The following is a 20,246-nucleotide window of genomic DNA, read 5'->3' as shown; positions in this document are numbered from 1 at the left end:
GTAGATGCTGTATCCAAGGCGTTGAGCGCCGGCAGCGGCGCGGGCTCCTAGACCGTTCGCGTCAGCCTATCGCTCACTGAGTTGAAGAGCCGAAAGGCCTGACCCTAGCGCCGGGCATGCCCGTCGAGGCGTTCTTTTCGACCAGTAGCCGCACCATGCTGTCCTATTTGGTGAAACCGCTCGCCGATCAATAGCGCGTGCGTTCCGGAAAGTGACGACTCCGGGCTTCTGCTTGGCCATTGAAGTGACCACAGCTTTTCGACAGCATAATCCCGCAAGCTGACCGTCTCCTTGCGGCCCCCCACTCGTCAACGGTCTACCGGCTTTTCTCCGGTGGCCAATCATGGCCGAAGGAGAAACGAAATGGGACACTCGTGCTACGACCTCGCCGCCTCTGATCGCCGGGCATGGAATGCAGGCAAGAGGGTTGGAACGAAACGCCCTCTGAAACCTCGACAGATATGGGCGATACGCTTCTTTCTCGATCGAGAACGGCGTCTGCGAGACAGAGCGCTCTTCGACTTGGCGATCGACAGCAAGTTGCGCGGCTGCGATCTCGTCAAGATCAAAATCGGCAACCTGGTTATAGGGCCGGAAATCCGAACTCGCGCGATGGTCATCCAACAGAAAACCGGCCGACCTGTTCAGTTCGAGTTGATGAGCGACGCACGCTCCAGCCTTCTCGCATGGCTGGAACGACGCGGCGGGACAGTGGATGACTACGCATTTCCCAGCAGGATCGATCCAAGGGCTCACATGAGCACAAGGCAGTATGCCCGCCTCGTCGACGAATGGGTCGAGGCGATCGGGCTTCGACCCCAGGAATACGGCACCCATTCCCTGCGTCGCACCAAGGCTTCGATTCTCTACAAAGCGACGGGAAATCTGCGAGCCATCCAGATTTTGCTCGGTCATACCAAGATCGAGAACACGGTCCGCTATCTGGGAGTCGATGTAGAGGATGCTCTCGAACTTGCCGAGGCAACTGAGGTTTGATCAAGAGCGGCTCCACCTCACGAGTGGAGCCGTGAACAATTTGCGCCCAATATCGGACCGAGAGCTTAGCTTTGCGCTGTCTCTAAAGCAGACATTGTTCGCACCGTTGGAAGCTTGACCTATCCATGGCCTCTGGAATCCCAGCCAGATGCCCTTTCGACGACGCCGAGAACAAAAGCGTCATCCAGATCTTGCCGCGAAAACCATCGGCGATAAAAGAGCGGCCCGGCGATCGCCGCCGTGAGATCGGATACATCGAAATCCGGCCCGAGTTCACCGCGCGCTTGCGCCCGCGCCGCAATCTCGCTGAACCCCGACATCATCCCGGCATGAGTGCGCGACTGAAACTCAGCGACCTCATGATCGCGCTCGGCGGCGTCGATGATGGAGGGCATCGCGGACGACCATCGACCTGTCTGCAAGCGTTGAGCAAAGCCCAACGTGAATGCGGTCAGGTCGCCGCGAAGACTCCCTGTATTGGGCGTCACCAGGCGGGGGGCGAACTGCATGACGGCATCAAACAGCAAGGCTGTGCGTGTCGGCCAATATCGATAGAGCGTGGTCTTGGCGACGCCCGATCGGCGCGACACTTCGTCGAAGCTGACGCCGCTGAAGCCAGCCTCTGTCAGGAGCTCATAGGCTGCGGACAAGCTCGCGGCCTTCACGGCTTCTTTGGAACGCCGTAGCGGCTCCGGTCCTTTGGCTGGCGGCACGACGCTGCGAGACTCTTTGGGCACGTCTATTGACTCCCTAACCGTAGCTACTATATCGTAGCTTAGAAATGCAGTACGACATTTTTGGAGAAGTTACCATGACTCTCAAACAAACCCGACTGGTTACAACCGATGTGGCGAAGCTGACGCGCTTCTACGAAAGCGTCAGCCAAGCGAAGGCAGAGGTCCTTAGCAATGACTATGCCCAATTCCAAAATGAACCTTGCAAAGGATTGGCAATAATAGCCCAAGCGACGACTCAGGCGTACGGCGACGGCGTCGCCGAAGCGGCGGCCAATCGTTCCGTGATCCTCGATTTCGAAGTCGACTGCGTCGATGCTGAATATGAACGGCTGCAGGACATCGTGAGCGATTGGGTGATGTCGCCGAAGCTCATGCCTTGGGGCGCCCGCGCTATCGTCTTTCGCGATCCTGACGGAAACCTCGTCAATATTTATGCCCATCCGTGACGGCCGCTCCTTTCTTTGAAAATCACCGAAACCTTTGACAGGAGTCTAAGCATGGCTGCCTCCGATCCACATCCTAGAAAGCGTGTCGCCGTCCTCGACACAGAGATGAGCTATATAGACGTGGGTGAAGGCGATCCCATCGTCTTCCTGCACGGCAATCCGACGTCGTCGTACCTCTGGCGGAACATCATTCCGCACGTCAGCGACATCCGGCGGTGTCTTGCGCCCGACCTGATCGGCATGGGGCAATCGGGCAAGTCGCCCACCTATTCCTACCGCTTCGTCGATCATGCGCGCTACCTCGACGCCTGGTTCGACGCGATGAATTTGAGCAAGGCCATCCTGGTCATCCATGACTGGGGCTCGGCGCTCGGCTTTCACCGCGCCTACCGCTATCCGGATCAGATCGCGGCGATCGCTTACATGGAAGCTGTTGTCCGACCGTTCAGCTGGGACGATTTTGGTGCATCGGCCGACGGGTTCCGCGCACTTCGGTCGAGCGAAGGCGAACACCTCGTCCTGGACGAGAACTTCTTCGTCGAAAAAATGCTGCCGGGGGCGATGATCCGAACCCTGAGCGAGGAGGAGATGGACGTCTATCGCGCGCCTTACGCCCAGCGCGAAGGACGGCTGCCGACGTTGATCTGGCCGCGACAGGCCTCCATCGACGGCCAGCCCGAGGACGTGACGTCGATCATCCGGGCCTACTCGGAATGGCTCAGCCAGAGCGAGATGCCAAAGCTGTTCATCGCCGGCGACCCCGGGGCGGTTATCTCGGAGGGTAGCGCAAACCAGCAGTTCTGCCGGACCTGGAAAAACCAGCGCGAAGTCACCGTGAAGGGCCGGCACTTCCTCCAGGAGGACTCGCCCGACGAGATCGGCGCCGCCCTTCGACAGTTCGTCATCGAAACACGCCGCTCGGTGCATGGCCAAGCCGGCTAATTCATAACAAAACCGGAGATAATTATGACTGTTTTAGTTACGGGCGCCACCGGCAACGTTGGCTCGGTTGTTGTCAATCAACTTGTTGCGGCAGGCTTTGACGTTCGAGCTTTCACGCGCTCACCCGAAAAGGCTACATTTCCGGCGGGTGTCACGCCGTTTAAGGGTGAACTGCTCGATGTGGATGCGCTGCGGGCCGCAATGGACAGCGTCGAAGCGGTGTTTCTCCTAAGTCCGGTCGTGCCTGATGAGCTGAACGTCACGATTTCCGCGCTCAATCTCTGTCGCGAGGCGAAGATCAAAGCTATCGCGTACTTGTCCGTGTTTCGGGTCGAGGAGACCGAAGACGTTCCGCACTTCGCGTCAAAGTTTGCCGCCGAGCGCCTGATTGCGAAACACAATATGCCGGTGACCATATTGCGTCCGAACGCGTACATGCAGAGCCCGGGCGTTAAGGATGCGCTCGGCCACGGCTTGTTCCCGTTCCCAATCGGGCAAAAGGGTGTTTCGTTTACCGACGTTCGCGACATCGCCGAGGTGGCTGTGCTCGAAATCCAGCGCCGGCTGGCGTCGAATGAACCCCTCGGCCCGGAAATTTACGAGGTGGTGGCCGAGGACGTGCTGACCGGAGAAAGCGGCGCGAAACTCTGGAGCGAGGCGCTTGGCCGCCCGATCAAGTATATCGGCGACGATATCGACCGATGGGTCCAGAGCTTGCGAGCCTTCGCCCCCAACTGGATGGCCTACGACTTCAAATACATGATGAAGCATTTCCAAGAGGAGGGCCCGGTCTCGACCGCCGCCGGACTTGAGCGCCTGCGCGAGCGTCTCGGCCGCAACCCGCGCTCCTACCACGACTTCGCCCTGGAGAGCGCCAAGCTGTGGAGCGCTGCTTCCAACTAACGAGGTTGAGGCGCTGCACGATGACTGCGCCTCGCTCGCTCCCCAAGCTTAAATTGCAAGGACAACCAAATGAAAATCACACGCCATCGATACACAGTGAAGCCAGAGTTCGTTGAAAAGAACAGCGGAACCTTGATGAGTTCATCGCAGCGCTGACGGCAGCTGCGGTGACTGGCCTTTCCTATCGGTATTTCTTGAAGGAGACGGGCAAACCTTTCTTCATCTGGTGGCCTCTCAAGACGATCCCTCGGCAGTCATCACTGGCCTGCCATCGTTCAAGAAATTCCAATCGGAGTTGGTGGCGAGCGAGCCTGTCGCAAAGCCAGACCAGGTGAGCATGTCGCTCATCGCGACAAGTGGAGAATCGTTCAGGTAGACCGCTGGCCGGTCACCGTCGTCAGCCTTTCAGTGCGAGCCTGTCGCAGTGCCGACGCGCTTTTCCCCGAACAAGCAAGAAGGAATGAAATCTATGTCTAATGAAAAAGTGGTGCTTGTTACTGGCGGAACCGGCAGCCAGGGCGGCGCGACCGTCACGCATTTGTTGGCGGCGAAAAAGGTCCGTGTGAGGGTTCTGACGCGGAACTTGGACTCACCGAAGGCCAAGAGCCTGGCCGCGCGTGGCGTGGAACTGGTCAAGGGTGACTTCGACGACGTGGCATCGCTTAGGAAGGCGTTGGCGGGCGTGTCCGCTGCGTATTCGGTGCAGCAATGGACGGAAAAGGGGGGTACCCCGGCGGAGGAGTTAAACGGGAAGCGATTTGCCGATGCGGTAAAGGCAGCGGGCAGCCCTCATCTCGTTTACTCGTCGGCCGAGGGGGTCGAGCGGAACAGCGGCCTTGCCCATTACGAGAGCAAATGGGCGATCGAGCAACACATCCGTGATCTAGGACTACCGGCGACCATTCTGCGCCCGGTCGGTTTCATGGATGCGTTTGGCGTCCCGCCGATCAAGCGCGGAATGTTCCTCGGAATTTTCAAAGCGAACTTTGGCCCCACACTCCCCATCCAGTTCGTGGCCACCTACGACATCGGTTGGTTTGCTGCGCGCGCGCTCGAAGAGCCAGAGAAATACGCCGGACGCATTATTCCGCTCGCCGGGGATCAGTTAAGCATCGACGATATCGTCAGGACCTTCAAGACCGTCACCGGGAAGAAGCCCTGGGTGGCGCCGATTCCCGCCTTCCTGGCCAAGAGGGCGATGCCGAAGGAGTTCTTGGACATGTTCACCTGGATTCGCGAGAATGGTTTCAAAGCAAACATTGCAGAGGCGCGGCAAGAAAATCCCCAGATGCTGACATTTGCCGGTTGGGTAAAGAAATATCGGGATGAACACTGACCAGAGATCGTTTTTTAGAGTCGGTCGCCAAGTAGCACATGGCTGTCAAGCTCGAAGAGCCGTCCGCTCCCTTTCCGCAGTTTAACATCGAGGAGAAATCATATGACCAAAGTCGCAATCTTCATTCAGCTGAAGGCGAAGGCTGGCAAGGAACAGGAAGTCGCTACATTCCTTCAGAGTGCACAAGGGCTACTTCCGCAGGAACCTTTAACCATCGCCTGGTTTGCGGTCCGTTTCGATCAATCGACATTCGGCATATTCGACGCGTTCGAGGAGGAAGAGGGGCGCCAAGCGCATCTTAACGGTTCGATCGCCGCCGCCCTCATGGCAAAATATGACGAATTATTTGAAGGGCCGCTTGAAATCAGACAACTCGAGGTTCTGGCGGACCGCCTTTTGGCCTGAAACAACATTCTCGGAGCGAGCGAAGTGCAGCCTGCTTCGAGAAGTTTTAGCCGTCCCGACATGCGGAATTGTGCCGTCGGCCGCCGGGCTGGAAAAGGCCGCTCGGTCGATTTGGCATTCAGGGATGCAGCGAAGAGGCTCAGTCCCGCTAACGAGCCAAACAGCAAGCTTAAAGGCCTCACTAGCACGTCGTCGTGGCTCCTATTGAAGGTCATTCGACGTCCACCCTGTCAGAATCGTACCGGTCGCCTGTCGATGCATCTTGGACAGATTTTCGGGGGTGAAGCCTGCCCGGGCATACAACGCCAGCGTTAAGAGGACTCCGGTCAATGCTATCGCCAAGCCTTCCGCGTCCGCACCGGGAGACAGATCGATCCCGGCGGCATTCGAGAGTTTTCGCTGCAATATGGATCGAGCTGTTTCCAATGCGCTCGCCAGTGCGGTTTGGATCTCTAAGTCATTGCCACTCGCGGCCGGAGCAGTACCGAAAACGAAGCAGCCGAGCCCATCACGAGTGTAGATGGTTGCTGCGAAGTCGAAGAATTGATCGAGGCAGTTCCGCAAACTACCAGGCTGATCCAGAATTCGACCAGCCTCGTCCACGAATTTACTCATGAATCTCTCGAGCGTGGCTAGGTATAGCCCGCGCTTATCACCGAACGCGGCAGCGAGGTTCGGGCGATTGAGGCCCGCCGCAGCCGCAAGCTCATCGAGGGAGGCGCCGTCGAATCCCTTGCGCCAGAAAACCGGAAGCACCCGGTCTAGCGCAGCTCCTCTATCGAAGCTCAGGGGTCGGCCGCGGGTACGGGAAGCATCCAACTTATTTTCCTTCGAGTTCGCAAGAAATGATTGACTGACGCATTATCCTGCGGTATCGCAGGAAAATCAAGTTCGCAATCAAAGACAGGGGTTAATGGCTATGTCGGCAGCAAGGATGGGGACTTTGGCCTGGGCTGATAGGACGGGCGGTCGGTTGAGTGCGGACGAAACAATTGCACTTGTGCGGAACCTTGCTTCTCTGAGGGCTGAAATCGTGTTTGACGAGGCCCGTTACCGGCTTGGGCTCCTTCGTCCTGCTAGGATTGAGTTGGATACCCTGACTCCGCCCGATACGCAGTTCGTGCGCGACGCAGATGAATTCGCCCGTAGTGCCTACAGCGACGTGCTGTGGGCGCACTGCCTTCGGACATACTATTTCGGAGCGCAGGTTGCAGCGTTTGACGGCATTAAGTTTGATCGCGAGTTGTTCTACGCAGCGGCGATCTGCCACGACGTCGGCGTCAACGAGGAAGTCGGAGGGCCTGCTGCCGCCTGCTGCTTCGCGCACAGTGGCGGTCGCCTAACCTGCGAGAGACTTGCCAACAAGGGACACGGCGAGTGGTCTGTTCGCGTCGGTGATGCAATCTCCACGCACATGAATCTGGTCGTGCCCCGGGATCAATACCCTTCGGAAAGCACGCTCGTCGCGGTGGGCGCAACTTGCGATATTTTCGGCGCTTACGTTCGCCGGATCGAGCCTACGACGCTGGCCGCAACCGTAGAGCGCGCTCCGCGCACCGGCTTATTTGAGGCATTTGGACCATTTCTCTCCAAGCCACATCTGGATGGCAGCAGAACCGCGCTCCTCGTGCAGATGGGTGCATTCGAGAGCAATGGGACGCATCCGGTCGAGAGCGTACTTGCGAGCCAGCGATCAGCCGACGCCAACAACGCAGCCGAGCAAGACATGGGCTCAGCTATGCCCCTTTCGGAAAGGTAATTCAGTCAATGTCGCAAGAGAACATCCAGAACAACAGTGCCGCAATCAACTCGATCCTCGATCGGTTCGCGATCGAGGACTTACTGACCTCGTACGCTCGTGCGATTGACCGGCTGGACATTGAATTGCTCAAGTCGCTCTATCACGAGGACGCGCGAACCGAACATGCCTGGTTCGAAGGTACGGCCCGCGATTTCGCCAACAAGGTGATTGCCTTTTCTCGCGACACATTCGCCTCGACGATGCACCACGTGACCCACACGCATATTGCCTTGAACGGCGATGCTGCGGCCGCTGAGTCCTATTATTACGCCTATCATCTGCTTGAAGGCGACACCGACAAGGTCGCCGGGTTCTTCGGAAAGTCCTACGCCGAGCGTTGTGCAGAGGACGGCACGATCAACGACGGTCATGAATTCATATCCGGTGGCCGCTACGTCGATTCGCTTACCAAGCGGAACGGCGTCTGGGGTTTGGCCAACCGCGAGACCACGGTCGAATGGAAGCATTTCCACCCGGTGACCCGTGGCGATCCGGGGTCGGGCATTGAGAAGATCGTTGCGCCGGCCGGCCGCGACCGAAATGACGTTGCCTATCGCGTTTTCGCCGCGATCGGACGCTGAAGCAAGGCGGACCGACCGCAGTAGATCAATTTGACAAGGACAACGCACATGGGCGCTAAAGGGCTAATCGAAGATAATTTTGCGACCTCGGGGGGGTCCGGAGCGTCTAAGCCGACGATCGTGCTCGTGCACGGCGGCCTCGAAGATGCGTCAATCTGGCATTTGGTGATCCCTCGGCTCCAACGCGATGGCTACCCGGTCGTCGCCTTTGCCAATCCGCTACGCAGTCTGGGCATCGACGTCGCTTACCTGCGCAGCGTTCTAGACGAGATCCAGAGCCGGGTCATTCTCGTTTCCCACGCCTACGGCGGGGCCGTCATTACCCAAGCTGGGGACCACCCAAACGTCAAAGGCCTTGTCTACGCAGCCGCCCCCATGCCTGCGGTCGGAGAGTGCCTCAAGGATTGCCTCGAACGGTTTCCCGGCTTCGACTTCGCCTCATCCGTCAACGTCACCAGATATACCCTGCCCGACGGAACCAGCGGCGCATATTCCCTTATCCGAGCCGACAAGTTCCGCGGCCTCGTCGCCGCCGACGTGTCTGAAGGCGAACTTGCCTTGATGATGGCCACCCAGCGCCCGATCGACCTGGCCGCAATCTCCGAGCGGCTGACGTCTGCGGCATGGACGAGCAAACCGAGCTGGCAAATCAGGCCTCTGCAGGATGCGGTGTTTCCTGTGGAAGAATATAAGCTCCAAGCCGATCGCGCCCACTCCACCGTCATCGAGGTGAACTCCTCGCACGCCGTCCCCGTCACTTACCCGGAAGTCGTGGTCGATGTGATCGGGCAAGCTGCGCGCTCCACCACGACATAACGACAGCTGTTTAGCGGCGCTGCCAGCGCCGGCATTTTAGTTCGTATCTGGATTCAGGAGTGCCGCGGATGTGCGGCCAGTAAACCATTGAGAGAGATGACCGATGAATAACGTTTCGATTTTCTGGACGCAGCTTGCCGCAAGTGTATTCGTCTTGACTGTCATAGCGGTTTGGTATGTTTGGCCCGCACTAACCAAGCTTCCCCTTAAATCTGCTCTAACCATCCTGCTCTTTGCGCATGTGCCGAGATACGTGGGCATGACACTGCTCGTTCCGGGCATGGTCGATTCAAAGCTGCCGTCCGCCTTTCTTTCCAGCGCCGCCTACGGCGACCTCCTGGAAGCAGGGCTCGCGCTCGCTTGCATCTTTCTCCTGCGTACCAATTGGCGTGTCGCTATTCCTCTCGTGTGGGTAACCAACACGTGGGGATTCGTAGACCTAGTGATCGGAGTACGCGGTCTTCTGCAAATAAACTTACCGAGCTACGACTTGGGCACTTTTTGGTATATCTATATTTTCTACGCTCCCGTCGTACTCGTCACTCACTTACTCATCTTTTTGGCCTTGGTGAAAGCTAAGTCGTGGCGAATATAACTCTGTGACGTGACCGTCTTTGTGACAATGTCATTGTATTTGGGCGGAAACGAAATGGGCCTCCGGATGTTTGAAGCTGGCGCCTATTACCACCCACCTGCCGCTGCGGCGAGACGCTGTCGCATGTGAAACGCAGCAGCCCGACGATTGCGACAAGCCTGCCCGCATGCCCTAGCGTTTCAAGCTCGTCTGGGAATACCGGTTGGCCGGGGGCTGAATTTTACAGAGCCCGGTTGGCGCGCGCGTTGGAGCCGGGCGGGACGTGTGGAGGCGTGCGTGGCGCCTATTCGTAACGGCCGCCGAACAGGTCTCCCACTGCCCGCCGCTTCTTGTAGATGAGGTCCCACTGGCGGAGGTGTGCTACGGCTGTCGTGCAGCATGTGGCAGCGCTGGCAGAATGCGCGCAGGTTCCTTGGCGCGTTGTTCGAAAGATCGTGGTCGAGGTGTGCGGCCGCCAAGAGCGGGCTCCAGAAACCGGCTCGGCCGGATTGGGGCTTCCCTCTTATCCCTTTCTCTGCCGGTGGCGCCAAATTCGATCGTCGATAGCGCGACCGCTGTCACCTTCAGAGCGGGCTAGCGGCGCTTCTGACTATGAAGCCCCAGCCAAAGTCGCGCAGCTGAAAGCAACAAGAATTCCAGATTCGGGGCGCGCGATGACTCCGAGGAACCGGAGCAGTAAATTACCCCGAACCAACACATCACTGAGGAGACAATTCCCATGAAAGCGATCGTAGTGATGGACCAAGCTGCAGGAACAGCCGGGATGAAGCTGATGGAGCGGCCCGAGCCGCAGGCAGCGATAAACGACGTCATTGTAGAGGTTCATGCGGCGGGGTTCGTCAACACCGAACTGGAGTGGCCTTCGACCTGGGCCAATCGGGCTTTTAGTGCCCGGACGCCATCAATCCTCGGCCATGAGCTGGCGGGGGTGGTCACCGCACTGGGCTATGGGACCACGGGGCTATCAATCGGTCAGCGCGTGTTCGGCCTAGCCGACTGGCATCGCGACGGCACGCTCGCGGAATACATCGCCATGGAGGCGCGTAATCTCGCGCCGTTGCCGCGCGACGTCGACTTCACGGTGGGCGCGAGCCTGCCGATCTCGGGCCTGACCGCATGGCAGGGACTGTTCCAGCACGGCCGCCTTCAGGCGGGGCAGAGGGTGCTTGCGCATGGCGCCGCTGGCGCGGTCGGTTCGATGGTGGCGCAGCTCGCACGAGAGGCCGGCGCCTACGTCATTGGCACCGGACGCTCTGCCGACCGTCAGAAGGCACTCGACTTCGGCGCAAATGAGTTCGTTGACCTCGAGAACGACGCACTGGCAGACGTTGGCGGCGTCGATCTGGTGTTCGATGTCATCGGCGGCGACATTCAGAAGCAGTCAGCAGCCCTCATTCGAGCCGGAGGTACGCTAGTGACCGTCGTTGGACCGGCCGAGGCACGACCGGCCGATGGTCTGGCCGTGGACTTCGTCGTTGAGGCGGATCGCGCCCAACTAGGCGAGATCGTCCAGCGGGTGCGGGACGGACGACTGCGGACGAACATCGGTAAGGTCTCGTCGCTCGACGATGCCGTCGCCACCTTCAACTCTACCGAGCGGCGTGCGGGGAAGACGGTTATACGCGTTCGTCCGTAACGGCTTGGGGAGAGAGGGAGGTTCGTCTCTTTCTCTACGTCGCCTACGCATCTCACCGGCCCGCGCGCTGAGCGATATGACGACGCGATTACGACTGGGCCTTCGAAGATCGGCTACGGCGTGGCCCCAGAAAGCCATGGCCGGCTCATGGCCGAACGACAGCTTCCTGCTCTTTTGGATTCAAGCCGGGCTGTCCGGTAACGCCCCCCAGTGCCGACGTTAGAAAGACAAGCGGCGAACCCGATATTAGCCAGTGGGAGTGATTCGCACCTTGTAGATTCCAACATGAGATGAATAACTTGTGGTAAAATCACACATTGCAGCAAAGGCTCGCAATGTGCGATAAATGGCGGAAACGCCAGCAAAAACAACCAACCGATCGCTGCACAATGTGCGGCCTTTTATCTTGCCGTCTTAATCGGCCGTACTTTCCAATTCTTACTATCCATCGTCGTTCATCCTCCAATATACGATAATACAACATTCTATGCTCTAAAGCACGATTCCGCTTGCTGGCGTTGAAGGTCCAATGCGCCGTGCAGTCTTCCGCGCTCTGCGAAGGCGTAGCAGCGCTGCTTATTTGCAGCAGGGGAACCGTCGTGGCACACTTTTCCATCGGAGTGGCGGAGCATCGTCACAGGCAATCCGGCGCGGTCCGGCCGTCTCGCGATCGGCGCGACCGCAGGCAAGATAACGTGCGTTCCGTCGTTCCTGGTCTGCATCAGCCCTCATCCGACGGAGCGGATTCCTTGTGTCAGATGGCGCTCGTCAGCGTGCCGGCGCCATGCGTTCCAACTTCCATTGCGCTGCTCATCGATGCGCTTCCAGCAGCCGGCGATCCTTGTGATGGGCGCGCCGCGCGGCGTCCGCCTGGCTTGCTGCCGGACTCGCCGACATGGAACGTTCCGTCGTTCCACATCGCGCGCATGATCACCGCCAGCTTGCGCGCCACGGCGACACAAGCCTTGCGGTGGCAGGAGCGTTTGGCGATCGCCTAGCCCCAGTTCTTGATCTTGTCGGAGCCCTTGAAGCGCGCCATCAGACCCGACGCCGCCTCGTAGACCGAGCGTCGCACATCAGCGTCGCCGGCCTTCGATATGCCGCCCTGAACACGATCGAGGGCCCGACTGCCAGCGCCGCGAGGTCACCCCGAAGTAGGCCGCGACGTCGCGCGAGCGGCGGAAGCGTGACGGATCATCGATGGCCGTCATGAACGAAATTGCTGTGACGAGGCCGACGCCGGGGATCGCCTAGAAGCGTCGGCACAGTTCGCTCGTGCCACCAAGCAACCGGCAATACTGCCTTGACTGCGGCGCACGCGCCGACGGCATGTGGCATCCTTTAGCTCCCTCAATAGCGGATCGTCCGCCATGGCGCTGCGCACCGCCGTAACCAGGCGCAGCGTTCTCAATCATCAGGAACCCAAGGATCGGCGTCGCACGCCATACTCGCAATTTGCAATGGCATCGGCGCACGCCTCGCGTAGACTCGATGGCAGCCGGTCGAAAAGTGTGAGATCGCGTCGTTCGCCGAAATAGAGAAGCGCTTCGCAAAGCAGCTCCACTGCTTCCACACTGACGCGGTCGCGCACCCACTCGCCGATGACGGCAATAAGTGAGCTTCGTTCCCAAAGCTCTGCCTCACGCCTTTCAAACCAGTAGTCAATCGCGAACCAAGCTTGCCCACGCTCGACATAGCGCTTCACTTCCCCGTCGAGCGCAGTGAATAACGCCTGCGCATTCGACGGACAATCGCCAAACTTGGTCTCATGGATTATGGGGTCGAGATGTCTCTTTCGCCATTCGAGTGCCCCCAACCGATTGGCCGATTCAAAGAAGGTGGAGACGTAGAGCTCCCCATATTGGAGCTTACTAATTTGAACGTAGTAGGGTTCAAGGGCCCGCAGCTGAGCAAGACTGGTTATCCCTTTGCGGCCAGTGGTCTTGATCCCCCAATGCGAATCGATAAACGCGAACGTCTGTTCCGGAGCATTCGCTTCGGCGATGGCAGCGTGCGCAAGCGCCAGGGTTTTAGATGTGGCAAGATAAAGCGCTGCCTGCACGAAGACCGGGCTCAATTTGAGTTGATCCCAGTTGCGGTCGATGACTTCCTCAGCAAACGCGTCATTCTCATCGAGGAGCAACTCAGCCAGAATTGTGTCGGCGTCGGTTACGCGATTGGCCACAGGCGGATCCGCGCGGCGCACCTGCAGATAACGCTGCACATCATCATGGAGATTAGACAACCCGACGCCTCTAGCATTAAACCACCAATAGTTGCCGCGCTCGGAATTCCAGATTCTCTGTTTGAGAAGGGGGACCGCTGTCTGATCGCCAGCCTCGAGGCGCGTTCTCAACGCGGCATCGGCAAGCACCGGGTCGGCTTCGAGAGCGGCAAGCGAGGCAAGTTCATCTCGGGTCGGCGTCTGGCGCCAAATATTGAAAGCGGCCTTGCGATCATAGGCGTTACGGCGTCGATTCCTCCAGACTAATTCAAGCGCTGTGCGCGACTTCGCGCTCAAGGCGCGCCCTCGTTGGTCTGGCGACCATTGCCGTTCCAGCCGCATCGAAAAGGAGTGAAAGCCACCCGTGTTCTCCGCTCGCCGAGACAATTTCGCTTCGAATTGGCCCGCAAAGAGCACTGCCTCGGGCAGGTCCACATGGCTGAGTATCCAGCTCAGACTACCACAAAGCGCACGGTCTTGCTTGGCGCGAGCGATGAGAAACGCGACCGCGCTGGGCTCGGGTTTGCGAGCAAAACCGAAGGGTAGGCTATGAACCGCAATATCGCTACGCGGATTGCTATCGTGGTTGCGCCCTGAATGACGGACCCTGGTAGGAAGTTTGGCCCACGCATCGCACAGCGCGTCCGCCAAGGGATGTCCGATCGGCGGGCAGCAGCGAAGCCCCGCCCACAGCCACCCTTCGGTAAGAGATGGTGTCTTTGACCAACGCGCGGCGAGCGCATCGCACAAGACTGGATCACCGATCTCCCCAGCAAGATTGAGCGCGCCCTCGAAGTGCTTTTCGCTGAGGGAAGCGTCGCTAATCAAAGATGCCAGGTCTGATAGGAATTGCGGATGGAGGGAGAGCGCATGCGCTATCATGCGATCACGCCAGGAATCTCTTGTCACGGCTCCGGAGTTCGCACAGTACGCAGCCGCTGCCTTGGCGCTGCCATTTCGGATCAGAGGCTCATACTGAAGAAGGGAGAACGGGAACTGCCTAGCAAGGGGGATCACAAAGTCTCCATCGATTCGTCCCAGACAGCGCATAGCGTGATAGCGCTGCTGCTCGATTCGATTGGAGTTGAAGCCGCCTGAAGCAGTCCATGCCCGCGCTAGGCCAAGAACCTGCTGGCGCCGTGTTGCCGTCAGTCTCGAATCTTGCAACGCCGCGAACAGGGCGACGGGATTGAGCTTCGCTACCCGCTCAATAACGGTTGGGGTAAGCGCGGCCAAAGCGCCGCCGATCAGCTCTGTGTAAAATGGCTCAGCCCACATGTCATCGCGCAACCGGTCGCTGCTGATCAGTCGAACCATCGCCCGGATCAGCAGATGATCTCGGACACGATCATGCCGATAGGCCAAGGTATCGCCACCACCTCCGGCACCAAGTCGAATAATTCGCGTCTGGTCGATCAGCCTGCGGAGCGCAGCAACTGTGTCCTGGTCGTTGGAGAACCAGCGACGAATTTGTTGCCAATCGGGAAAGGTCGTTCGCTCCTCGACAAGCTTCTCGGCAAGCGCGTCGAGTGCATGCCTTAGATCGCTTGCCAGCAGTCTGTCGTCCGCCGCTTCGTCGATGTTCGCTGTAACGTATGACTGGATTGCGTCGTGTGCGCCCGGCGATTCCCAGTTTTGGTTCAGCCCGATAAGCAGTGGATCGTCACCAAGGGCGCGGGCGAGGTCGTCGCATTGCAGCCTGGTGAGCTCCGTACCCGCCGCGAGCCCACGAGCGCCAATTACCTCGACAGATTCAGCGCGCTCGAACCGTTCCACGACGATTGAGCTTTGCACGACGCGATCTCTGAACCGCATATCCGATAGCCCGGCATTGCCGCGCCAGACCGGGCAGAGCAACCGCCATTGCTGCGTGCTGCCGGCGGGATCGCCGGTGGCCTTCACGATCGCGGACCATCCCAGGAGCCGTTCAATGATCCGGTTCGGATTGGAGGACTGGTTGACGTCCTCAACGATCAGCAAAATCGGCATGTCGGGCGTCGCCAGGCTCAGAGCCGTTGCACCGGATGACAGATCAAGCGATGGCGACCAATGCCTAAGAGCGAGCGTGATTGCCTGCTCGATACGGCTGGCCTGTTCGACCCACATATGCGACAGCACCAAAACAATACCGCCGCTTGCGTGCCAAGCATCGCCAAGCCGGCGCAAGCCGGCACTCTTGCCCAGTCCCGATTCTCCGATGATGAAACCCGCGCCGAGCGTCTCACGCGCGAACCTGCCCAGAACGTCGTCGAGAGCCCGCGGTATCATGTCGGCGCGATCTACGAGCGGCAGATACTCATCCAACGATTGGCGCGAAATGGTCCTGGCTTTAGACGCCGATAGCCGGATCGCCGGCGTCCCGAACTGCTGTTCACGCAACCATTGCCCTTCAGGGTTACGATCGAGAAAATCGGCAATTCTGGAGGCGGTCCAAAAGTCAACCCGAAGGCCCTTTCCCGCTGCCGCGTTCGCGTCGCGAACAAGCTCCTGGTCCGGATCCGTCGCGCAAGTGAGGACCAACGTAGCCTCGCAAATAGCGCCTCGTGCCAGCTCCTTTTCGGATATCGCGCGAGCCTTTGTGACGTCGCCGCGCTGATCGTCAAGCCACTTGCGACGTAGGTCTTTGCGCGCCGTAATTGTGTGCTGCACCAGTAGCAGACGTCGGCCACCGCGATAAACGCGGATGTCAATTCCATCGATCGGCGAAACAATCGCACGGCCCGCATCGTTCAGACCGACATGGATCAGGGACGCATAGTCAGGATCGGCCGCACGCAGGACTGCAGTGACCAGCAGTTCGAATTCCTCCGGCGAGGCAAGTTCGCCTAGCTTCTTGCGGGTCTGAGTTACGAGAGATGACATGGTCGGCAGCCCAAATGGGAATTGACAACGGTCGCCAGCGCTTCCAATGGCACTACGCCGACTGGAAAGGTTGGCTTTCTAGCCCGAAGCCCAGCAAGCGCTGTTCCGCTTTTCAGCCCAGAGCAGACCTTCGCAGGATGCACCTGGCTCTTAGGGATGCCGGAGTGGGCGGATTTCATGCGGCCTTTGACGCCGAAGGCTTATTGTCCCGCCGTGCATCGATCAAAACCACGTCCCTGTTCCCCTCCAGGCCGAGCTTCTTAAGGATGCCCTTCACGCGCATTAGCTCAGCTGCGGTGAAATAGATGATCGCCTTGATGGCCTTCTTCGCATCACTCGCCGCCTGGTAAATCTCAGCCTGCTTGGCTAGGTTCTGCTCGAGTTTGGTATTCTTCGCCAGCTTCATCTCAACTAAGGTCTTGTCTCGGCCTCGACTGATCTTGAAGTCCACCGGCCCTCGGCCGTCATTGGCTTCGGCGCCGGCATCAGACGGCGTACCGAACCACACCAAACGATAGAGGACGTGTAAATCCTTCTCGCGTTCGAACGGCTCGCCCTTGTCGTCATAGAAAAAGCGGTGGCCGCCCTTATTTTCGATGACATCCTTTAGGTAAGCTAGGCGAGCGTGCGCCTCGTCGTAGGTCGTCTTGCCGATCTTATAGAAATCCGTTTCCGCCATCAGGACCGATTGGAGCTTCTGCAGCTGCTCGATAAAGAGGTATTCGATCGCGAGGACCTTTTCCTCACTGACATCCTTCGCCTCGTCCCCGCGCATCTCCTTTAGGCGTATGTAGTAGTCGATGATCTGCGGGAATCTCTGCATGGTCGCGACCACTGCAGCCGAGCGTTCTTTTTGAGACGGTTTTTTCTCTCTTCTTGGTCGTCGACGACCCCTTCGAGAATCGGGAGCTTCCTCCACCTTTGTCCTGCGACGAAGCTCTAACTCAAAGTAATTGAAAACTGCCGCTCTCAGCTGGGCATCAGGTATGGCCTCGGGGATTTCTTCGAAGCCCGTGACCAGGTCGTCGCGATTGATCCAATTTTCGTCACGGGTAAGCACATCCCTCGGGGTCAAGATCACATAATCGCCGTTGACCCAAGGCAACTTGTATCGGCCGCGAGACCAGCTCTGAGTCTTGTAATTAAACTTCGCCCGGTCAACCCATACGTCGCGCACCGCGTCGGCGGGCAAATGTTCTTCCGTAAACTTCTCGGTATAACGGCATAGGAAGTCTTTAATCAGGTTCGTGGTGAAGTCGCTAATGTTATCGCGGCCAACTCCGTTCGACACCAGGCAGACCTTCTCGAGGTGACTGCTTTCGGTGATTTTCTCTGCGCCGAAATCAGAAAAGATGACGTGCAGATTTGCATGAAGATTCCGGGCAAAATCGATACCGAGGCCAGCACCATCATTTCCCGTTTCGGAGAACCCCAGCCAATTCTGCTTCACCTCGGGAAAGCAGTACCAGTTCCTCAGTTGCCCATCGCTCACACGCCCTTCCGCAGCGCGATCTCGCAGGAACACCAGATATTCAATGATCTGCTCATGAAGTGCCACGTACTCTGGCTTTTCGCTATGGAACAGCAGGAACGGATCGACGAACAAAGGCAGGTCGTTGACCACGGAAATGTTCACCGCCCCGTAGTCCTCGAATACAGACTCGTCGAGAGAAAAGTAGTCGCTGAGAAACGTCGCCATTCATGTTCCCCGAGGAAGGCATAGATTACGCCAGAAAGGTACTGCGGCAAGAGAATAGTTCTGTGTCATGCTGCCGTGACCGGGTAGCGTCCATTGTGGCCTCCCCGGGGAATGAAAAACCTTATTAGTCATGGTCCCCATTCATCGATTTCTGGTGCAGCGTGTCTCCGTTTTCAGGAAACCTGGCTAGAAGGCAAACCTTTGCGCCCAGCCTGAAGTGTGCGGTTTTGCGCCAACGTTTGGCGCTGACCATGGGCTGCTCAGCGTCGAGCCGTGCACATAGCCAAAGGCCACAATACTTCGCTATACTGATGTATTTCGTTCTCGCCGAGTCAAACGATGAGGGGCTTTTTTGGATGATTGACGATCTCTCGGTCGCAAAGACGGCCGCCTTTTTTTCTATCCGACGCGATCTCTCAGACAAGTCTATTGAGGACCTGTTTCGATCAATGCGTGCCGCCCACGGCGCGACCCGGCACAACATTTTCCACCACACACGAGAGCATGCAGGAGACACCCGTTGGTCGGCAATCTGCTTTACTTATGAGAGGGCGCCGGGATTCTTGGACGACTCGACCGACGTCGTAGAGACGTTGTGTGGCTACGTGATGCTCGTCGAATATCGGAACTACCTTGCCGTGTTCTCGTCACGACTGAGCATACCGGCGCACTTCAAGACGATGCACCTCGCGCCGGTATCAATAAGTCGGGTCGAACGCGCTATTGCCAAGCAGAACGCTGTTTTCCAGAAGATGCGCACGCGCAACATGTCCATCTCGCGATACGCCATGCGCTCCAAGATGGTTGAGGCTCCCGATCTCTCAAACGTCGTCGGCCCGGCCGGTAGCCGTAGGCAGGCGCCGCAGACCTACAGCGTCGCTGTGGACGGCACACACATGACCGCAACTCCCAGCACGGGGCGTATTGCCCTTCGGTCCGATCGGGCAGGGTACGAGGAGATCATCGGGTTCGCCGAGGAGATGATCGACGCCCTACGCGCCGACGCGGGGGAAGTCTCTGCTTTTCTGCGGACCTTTGCGCGACCCATGACTCTGGTCGATGCGCTTTCCCTCGCCCAACCAACGGCGCTCGGCATCGACACAACGCGGTTGACTGACGCTGCAACGGGCGATGCACCAGCAATCCGGATTGTTCACGCCGGGGATAACCCCACCCCGCTAACCATCGCCGAACTTGGCACTCTCATCGAACAACTCAACCGGCCGCTCGATATCAACGGAGACGATAAGCTGCGACACGCGACACTGCCTGACACCGAGGAGCAGGTAGCTTCGCTCAGCCTCAACAAGACTCGCATTGCACTTCGTTCGCTAGATCTACCCCCAGCTGCCACAGTGGAGGTCGAGTCAACGGCCTTTCCGTTGGGCGAAGATCCCGACCGCCAGCCACTGTACCGCTACCTCGACGCGAAAGACGCCATCATTGTGTTGTTCGACGACGTGCGCCTCGCGTACATCGACGGGATAGTTTTCCGTGACGAGACACTGCGGGACGGTGGCGCAGCTTTTTTGCGCTACCTGCGTGCGGAGCCCAGCTTGAACGGGGTTGAGACCGAAAAGGGAGAGTTTGCTGCAGCCAAAACGGCGTTTGACGCCGACTCTACATTTGGCGTCGTTGTCGACCACCTGGCGGCCGCCGACACAATTCTCGTCTGCGATGATCTCGATGACGAATGGGCGGACTTCATCGGCCTGAGGACGGATGGCACGCTCACCCAAATCACCTTTTATCACGCCAAAGCTGGCGACTTGTCCTTGGGCGCGGGACAATTCCACATCGCAGTGAGCCAAGCGCTCAAAAATTTAGGGAACATGACCTTTCCGGCCGAGCGAATGGACGCAAAGATTCAACGTTGGTCGAACCTCTATAACAACGATGGGCACGCCACACAGATATCTCGGACGATCAGGACTAACACGCCGGATCTCGGCGAGGCGATTGCGCAGGCGAGATCCGCTCCGGAAGCCATTCGGCGTGCGGTCATTGTCACCTCATCGCTGAGCAAACAGGCTGTGACAAATGTACTCAACAATGCGCAGAACGGCATAAGGCCGAGGCCGTCCTTCGTTCAAATGTACTGGCTGCTGCAGTCCTTTTTCTCGGACTGCGCCGAGGCTGGGGTGTCCGGCTCGATCGTCTGCCGACCCTGAGGACGTCCGAATTGGGGCCGCAGAACGAACCCGCTGCGCGGGAGGGGCGCTTGCGGTTGAGGTAGAGATCAAGGATCGATCGTCGCGCTCGCGTTG

At 58.5% G+C, this 20,246-nt stretch carries 16 protein-coding genes and 2 pseudogenes; 12 read left to right on the top strand and 6 right to left on the bottom strand.

Going from position 1 to position 20,246, the window contains the following annotated elements; all coding sequences use genetic code 11:
• The first annotated feature begins 363 nt into the window (after positions 1–363).
• Entirely contained in the window at positions 364–996 is a 633-nt protein-coding gene (locus LB568_RS11050) for a tyrosine-type recombinase/integrase (RefSeq protein ID WP_224730129.1), read from the top strand.
• 119 nt (positions 997–1,115) lie between these two features.
• Here the strand turns inward: LB568_RS11050 and LB568_RS11045 are convergent, their stop codons facing one another.
• Positions 1,116–1,709, bottom strand: coding sequence for a TetR/AcrR family transcriptional regulator (locus LB568_RS11045; protein ID WP_224730128.1), 594 nt, complete (start codon positions 1,707–1,709; stop codon positions 1,116–1,118).
• Positions 1,710–1,807: 98 nt separating this feature from the next.
• Between LB568_RS11045 and LB568_RS11040 the strand changes: the two genes are divergently transcribed.
• From LB568_RS11040 to LB568_RS11020, 5 genes are all read left to right on the top strand, one after another.
• Positions 1,808–2,179 (top strand): VOC family protein, encoded by a 372-nt coding sequence (locus LB568_RS11040; protein ID WP_224730127.1) that lies wholly within the window; start codon positions 1,808–1,810, stop codon positions 2,177–2,179.
• A 51-nt stretch (positions 2,180–2,230) separates the two neighbouring features.
• Entirely contained in the window at positions 2,231–3,121 is an 891-nt protein-coding gene (locus LB568_RS11035; RefSeq protein ID WP_224730262.1) for a haloalkane dehalogenase, read from the top strand.
• 24 nt (positions 3,122–3,145) lie between these two features.
• On the top strand, positions 3,146–4,024 hold the full coding sequence (locus tag LB568_RS11030; protein ID WP_224730126.1) for an SDR family oxidoreductase: 879 nt from the start codon (positions 3,146–3,148) through the stop codon (positions 4,022–4,024).
• 469 nt (positions 4,025–4,493) lie between these two features.
• A complete protein-coding gene (locus tag LB568_RS11025; protein WP_224730125.1) occupies positions 4,494–5,360 on the top strand; it encodes an NmrA/HSCARG family protein in 867 nt (288 codons plus the stop codon).
• 102 nt (positions 5,361–5,462) lie between these two features.
• Positions 5,463–5,765: a putative quinol monooxygenase gene (locus LB568_RS11020; protein ID WP_224730124.1), complete on the top strand. Its 303-nt coding sequence runs from the start codon at positions 5,463–5,465 to the stop codon at positions 5,763–5,765.
• 201 nt (positions 5,766–5,966) lie between these two features.
• Here LB568_RS11020 and LB568_RS11015 read toward each other — a convergent pair whose 3' ends face one another.
• Together LB568_RS11015 and LB568_RS33775 are read right to left on the bottom strand one after the other, a co-directional pair.
• A complete protein-coding gene (locus LB568_RS11015) occupies positions 5,967–6,380 on the bottom strand; it encodes a hypothetical protein (RefSeq protein WP_224730265.1) in 414 nt (137 codons plus the stop codon).
• A gap of 27 nt (positions 6,381–6,407) precedes the next feature.
• Positions 6,408–6,521, bottom strand: a pseudogene (locus LB568_RS33775) (TetR family transcriptional regulator); the annotation flags it as partial.
• Positions 6,522–6,738: 217 nt separating this feature from the next.
• On the opposite strand from LB568_RS33775, the gene LB568_RS11005 reads away from it, so the two are divergent.
• From LB568_RS11005 to LB568_RS10985, 5 genes are all read left to right on the top strand, one after another.
• Positions 6,739–7,524, top strand: a complete 786-nt coding sequence (locus tag LB568_RS11005; RefSeq protein ID WP_224730123.1) for a phosphohydrolase — start codon at positions 6,739–6,741, stop codon at positions 7,522–7,524.
• 8 nt (positions 7,525–7,532) lie between these two features.
• Positions 7,533–8,147 (top strand): nuclear transport factor 2 family protein, encoded by a 615-nt coding sequence (locus tag LB568_RS11000; protein ID WP_224730122.1) that lies wholly within the window; start codon positions 7,533–7,535, stop codon positions 8,145–8,147.
• Positions 8,148–8,195: 48 nt separating this feature from the next.
• On the top strand, positions 8,196–8,963 hold the full coding sequence (locus LB568_RS10995; protein WP_224730121.1) for an alpha/beta fold hydrolase: 768 nt from the start codon (positions 8,196–8,198) through the stop codon (positions 8,961–8,963).
• Positions 8,964–9,066: 103 nt separating this feature from the next.
• Positions 9,067–9,558: a hypothetical protein gene (locus tag LB568_RS10990; RefSeq protein WP_224730120.1), complete on the top strand. Its 492-nt coding sequence runs from the start codon at positions 9,067–9,069 to the stop codon at positions 9,556–9,558.
• Positions 9,559–10,276: 718 nt separating this feature from the next.
• Positions 10,277–11,194: an NADP-dependent oxidoreductase gene (locus tag LB568_RS10985; RefSeq protein WP_224730119.1), complete on the top strand. Its 918-nt coding sequence runs from the start codon at positions 10,277–10,279 to the stop codon at positions 11,192–11,194.
• Positions 11,195–12,004: 810 nt separating this feature from the next.
• On the opposite strand, the pseudogene LB568_RS10980 reads toward LB568_RS10985, so the two are convergent.
• The 3 genes and pseudogenes from LB568_RS10980 to LB568_RS10970 all read right to left on the bottom strand — a co-directional run.
• Positions 12,005–12,593: pseudogene (locus tag LB568_RS10980) on the bottom strand (transposase); the annotation flags it as partial.
• Between the two features lie 15 nt (positions 12,594–12,608).
• On the bottom strand, positions 12,609–16,280 hold the full coding sequence (locus LB568_RS10975; RefSeq protein WP_224730118.1) for a hypothetical protein: 3,672 nt from the start codon (positions 16,278–16,280) through the stop codon (positions 12,609–12,611).
• A gap of 175 nt (positions 16,281–16,455) precedes the next feature.
• Positions 16,456–17,979 (bottom strand): hypothetical protein, encoded by a 1,524-nt coding sequence (locus tag LB568_RS10970; RefSeq protein WP_224730117.1) that lies wholly within the window; start codon positions 17,977–17,979, stop codon positions 16,456–16,458.
• A 311-nt stretch (positions 17,980–18,290) separates the two neighbouring features.
• Here LB568_RS10970 and LB568_RS10965 point away from each other — a divergent pair, with 311 nt between their 5' ends.
• Positions 18,291–20,150, top strand: coding sequence for a hypothetical protein (locus tag LB568_RS10965; RefSeq protein WP_224730116.1), 1,860 nt, complete (start codon positions 18,291–18,293; stop codon positions 20,148–20,150).
• Positions 20,151–20,246 lie beyond the last annotated feature (96 nt).

It is taken from the genome of Mesorhizobium sp. B263B2A (genome assembly GCF_020165775.1).
Lineage (GTDB): Bacteria > Pseudomonadota > Alphaproteobacteria > Rhizobiales > Rhizobiaceae > Mesorhizobium > Mesorhizobium opportunistum.
The sequence above is the reverse complement of the archived record's forward strand: the minus strand, read 5'-3'. Positions and strand labels throughout refer to the sequence as shown.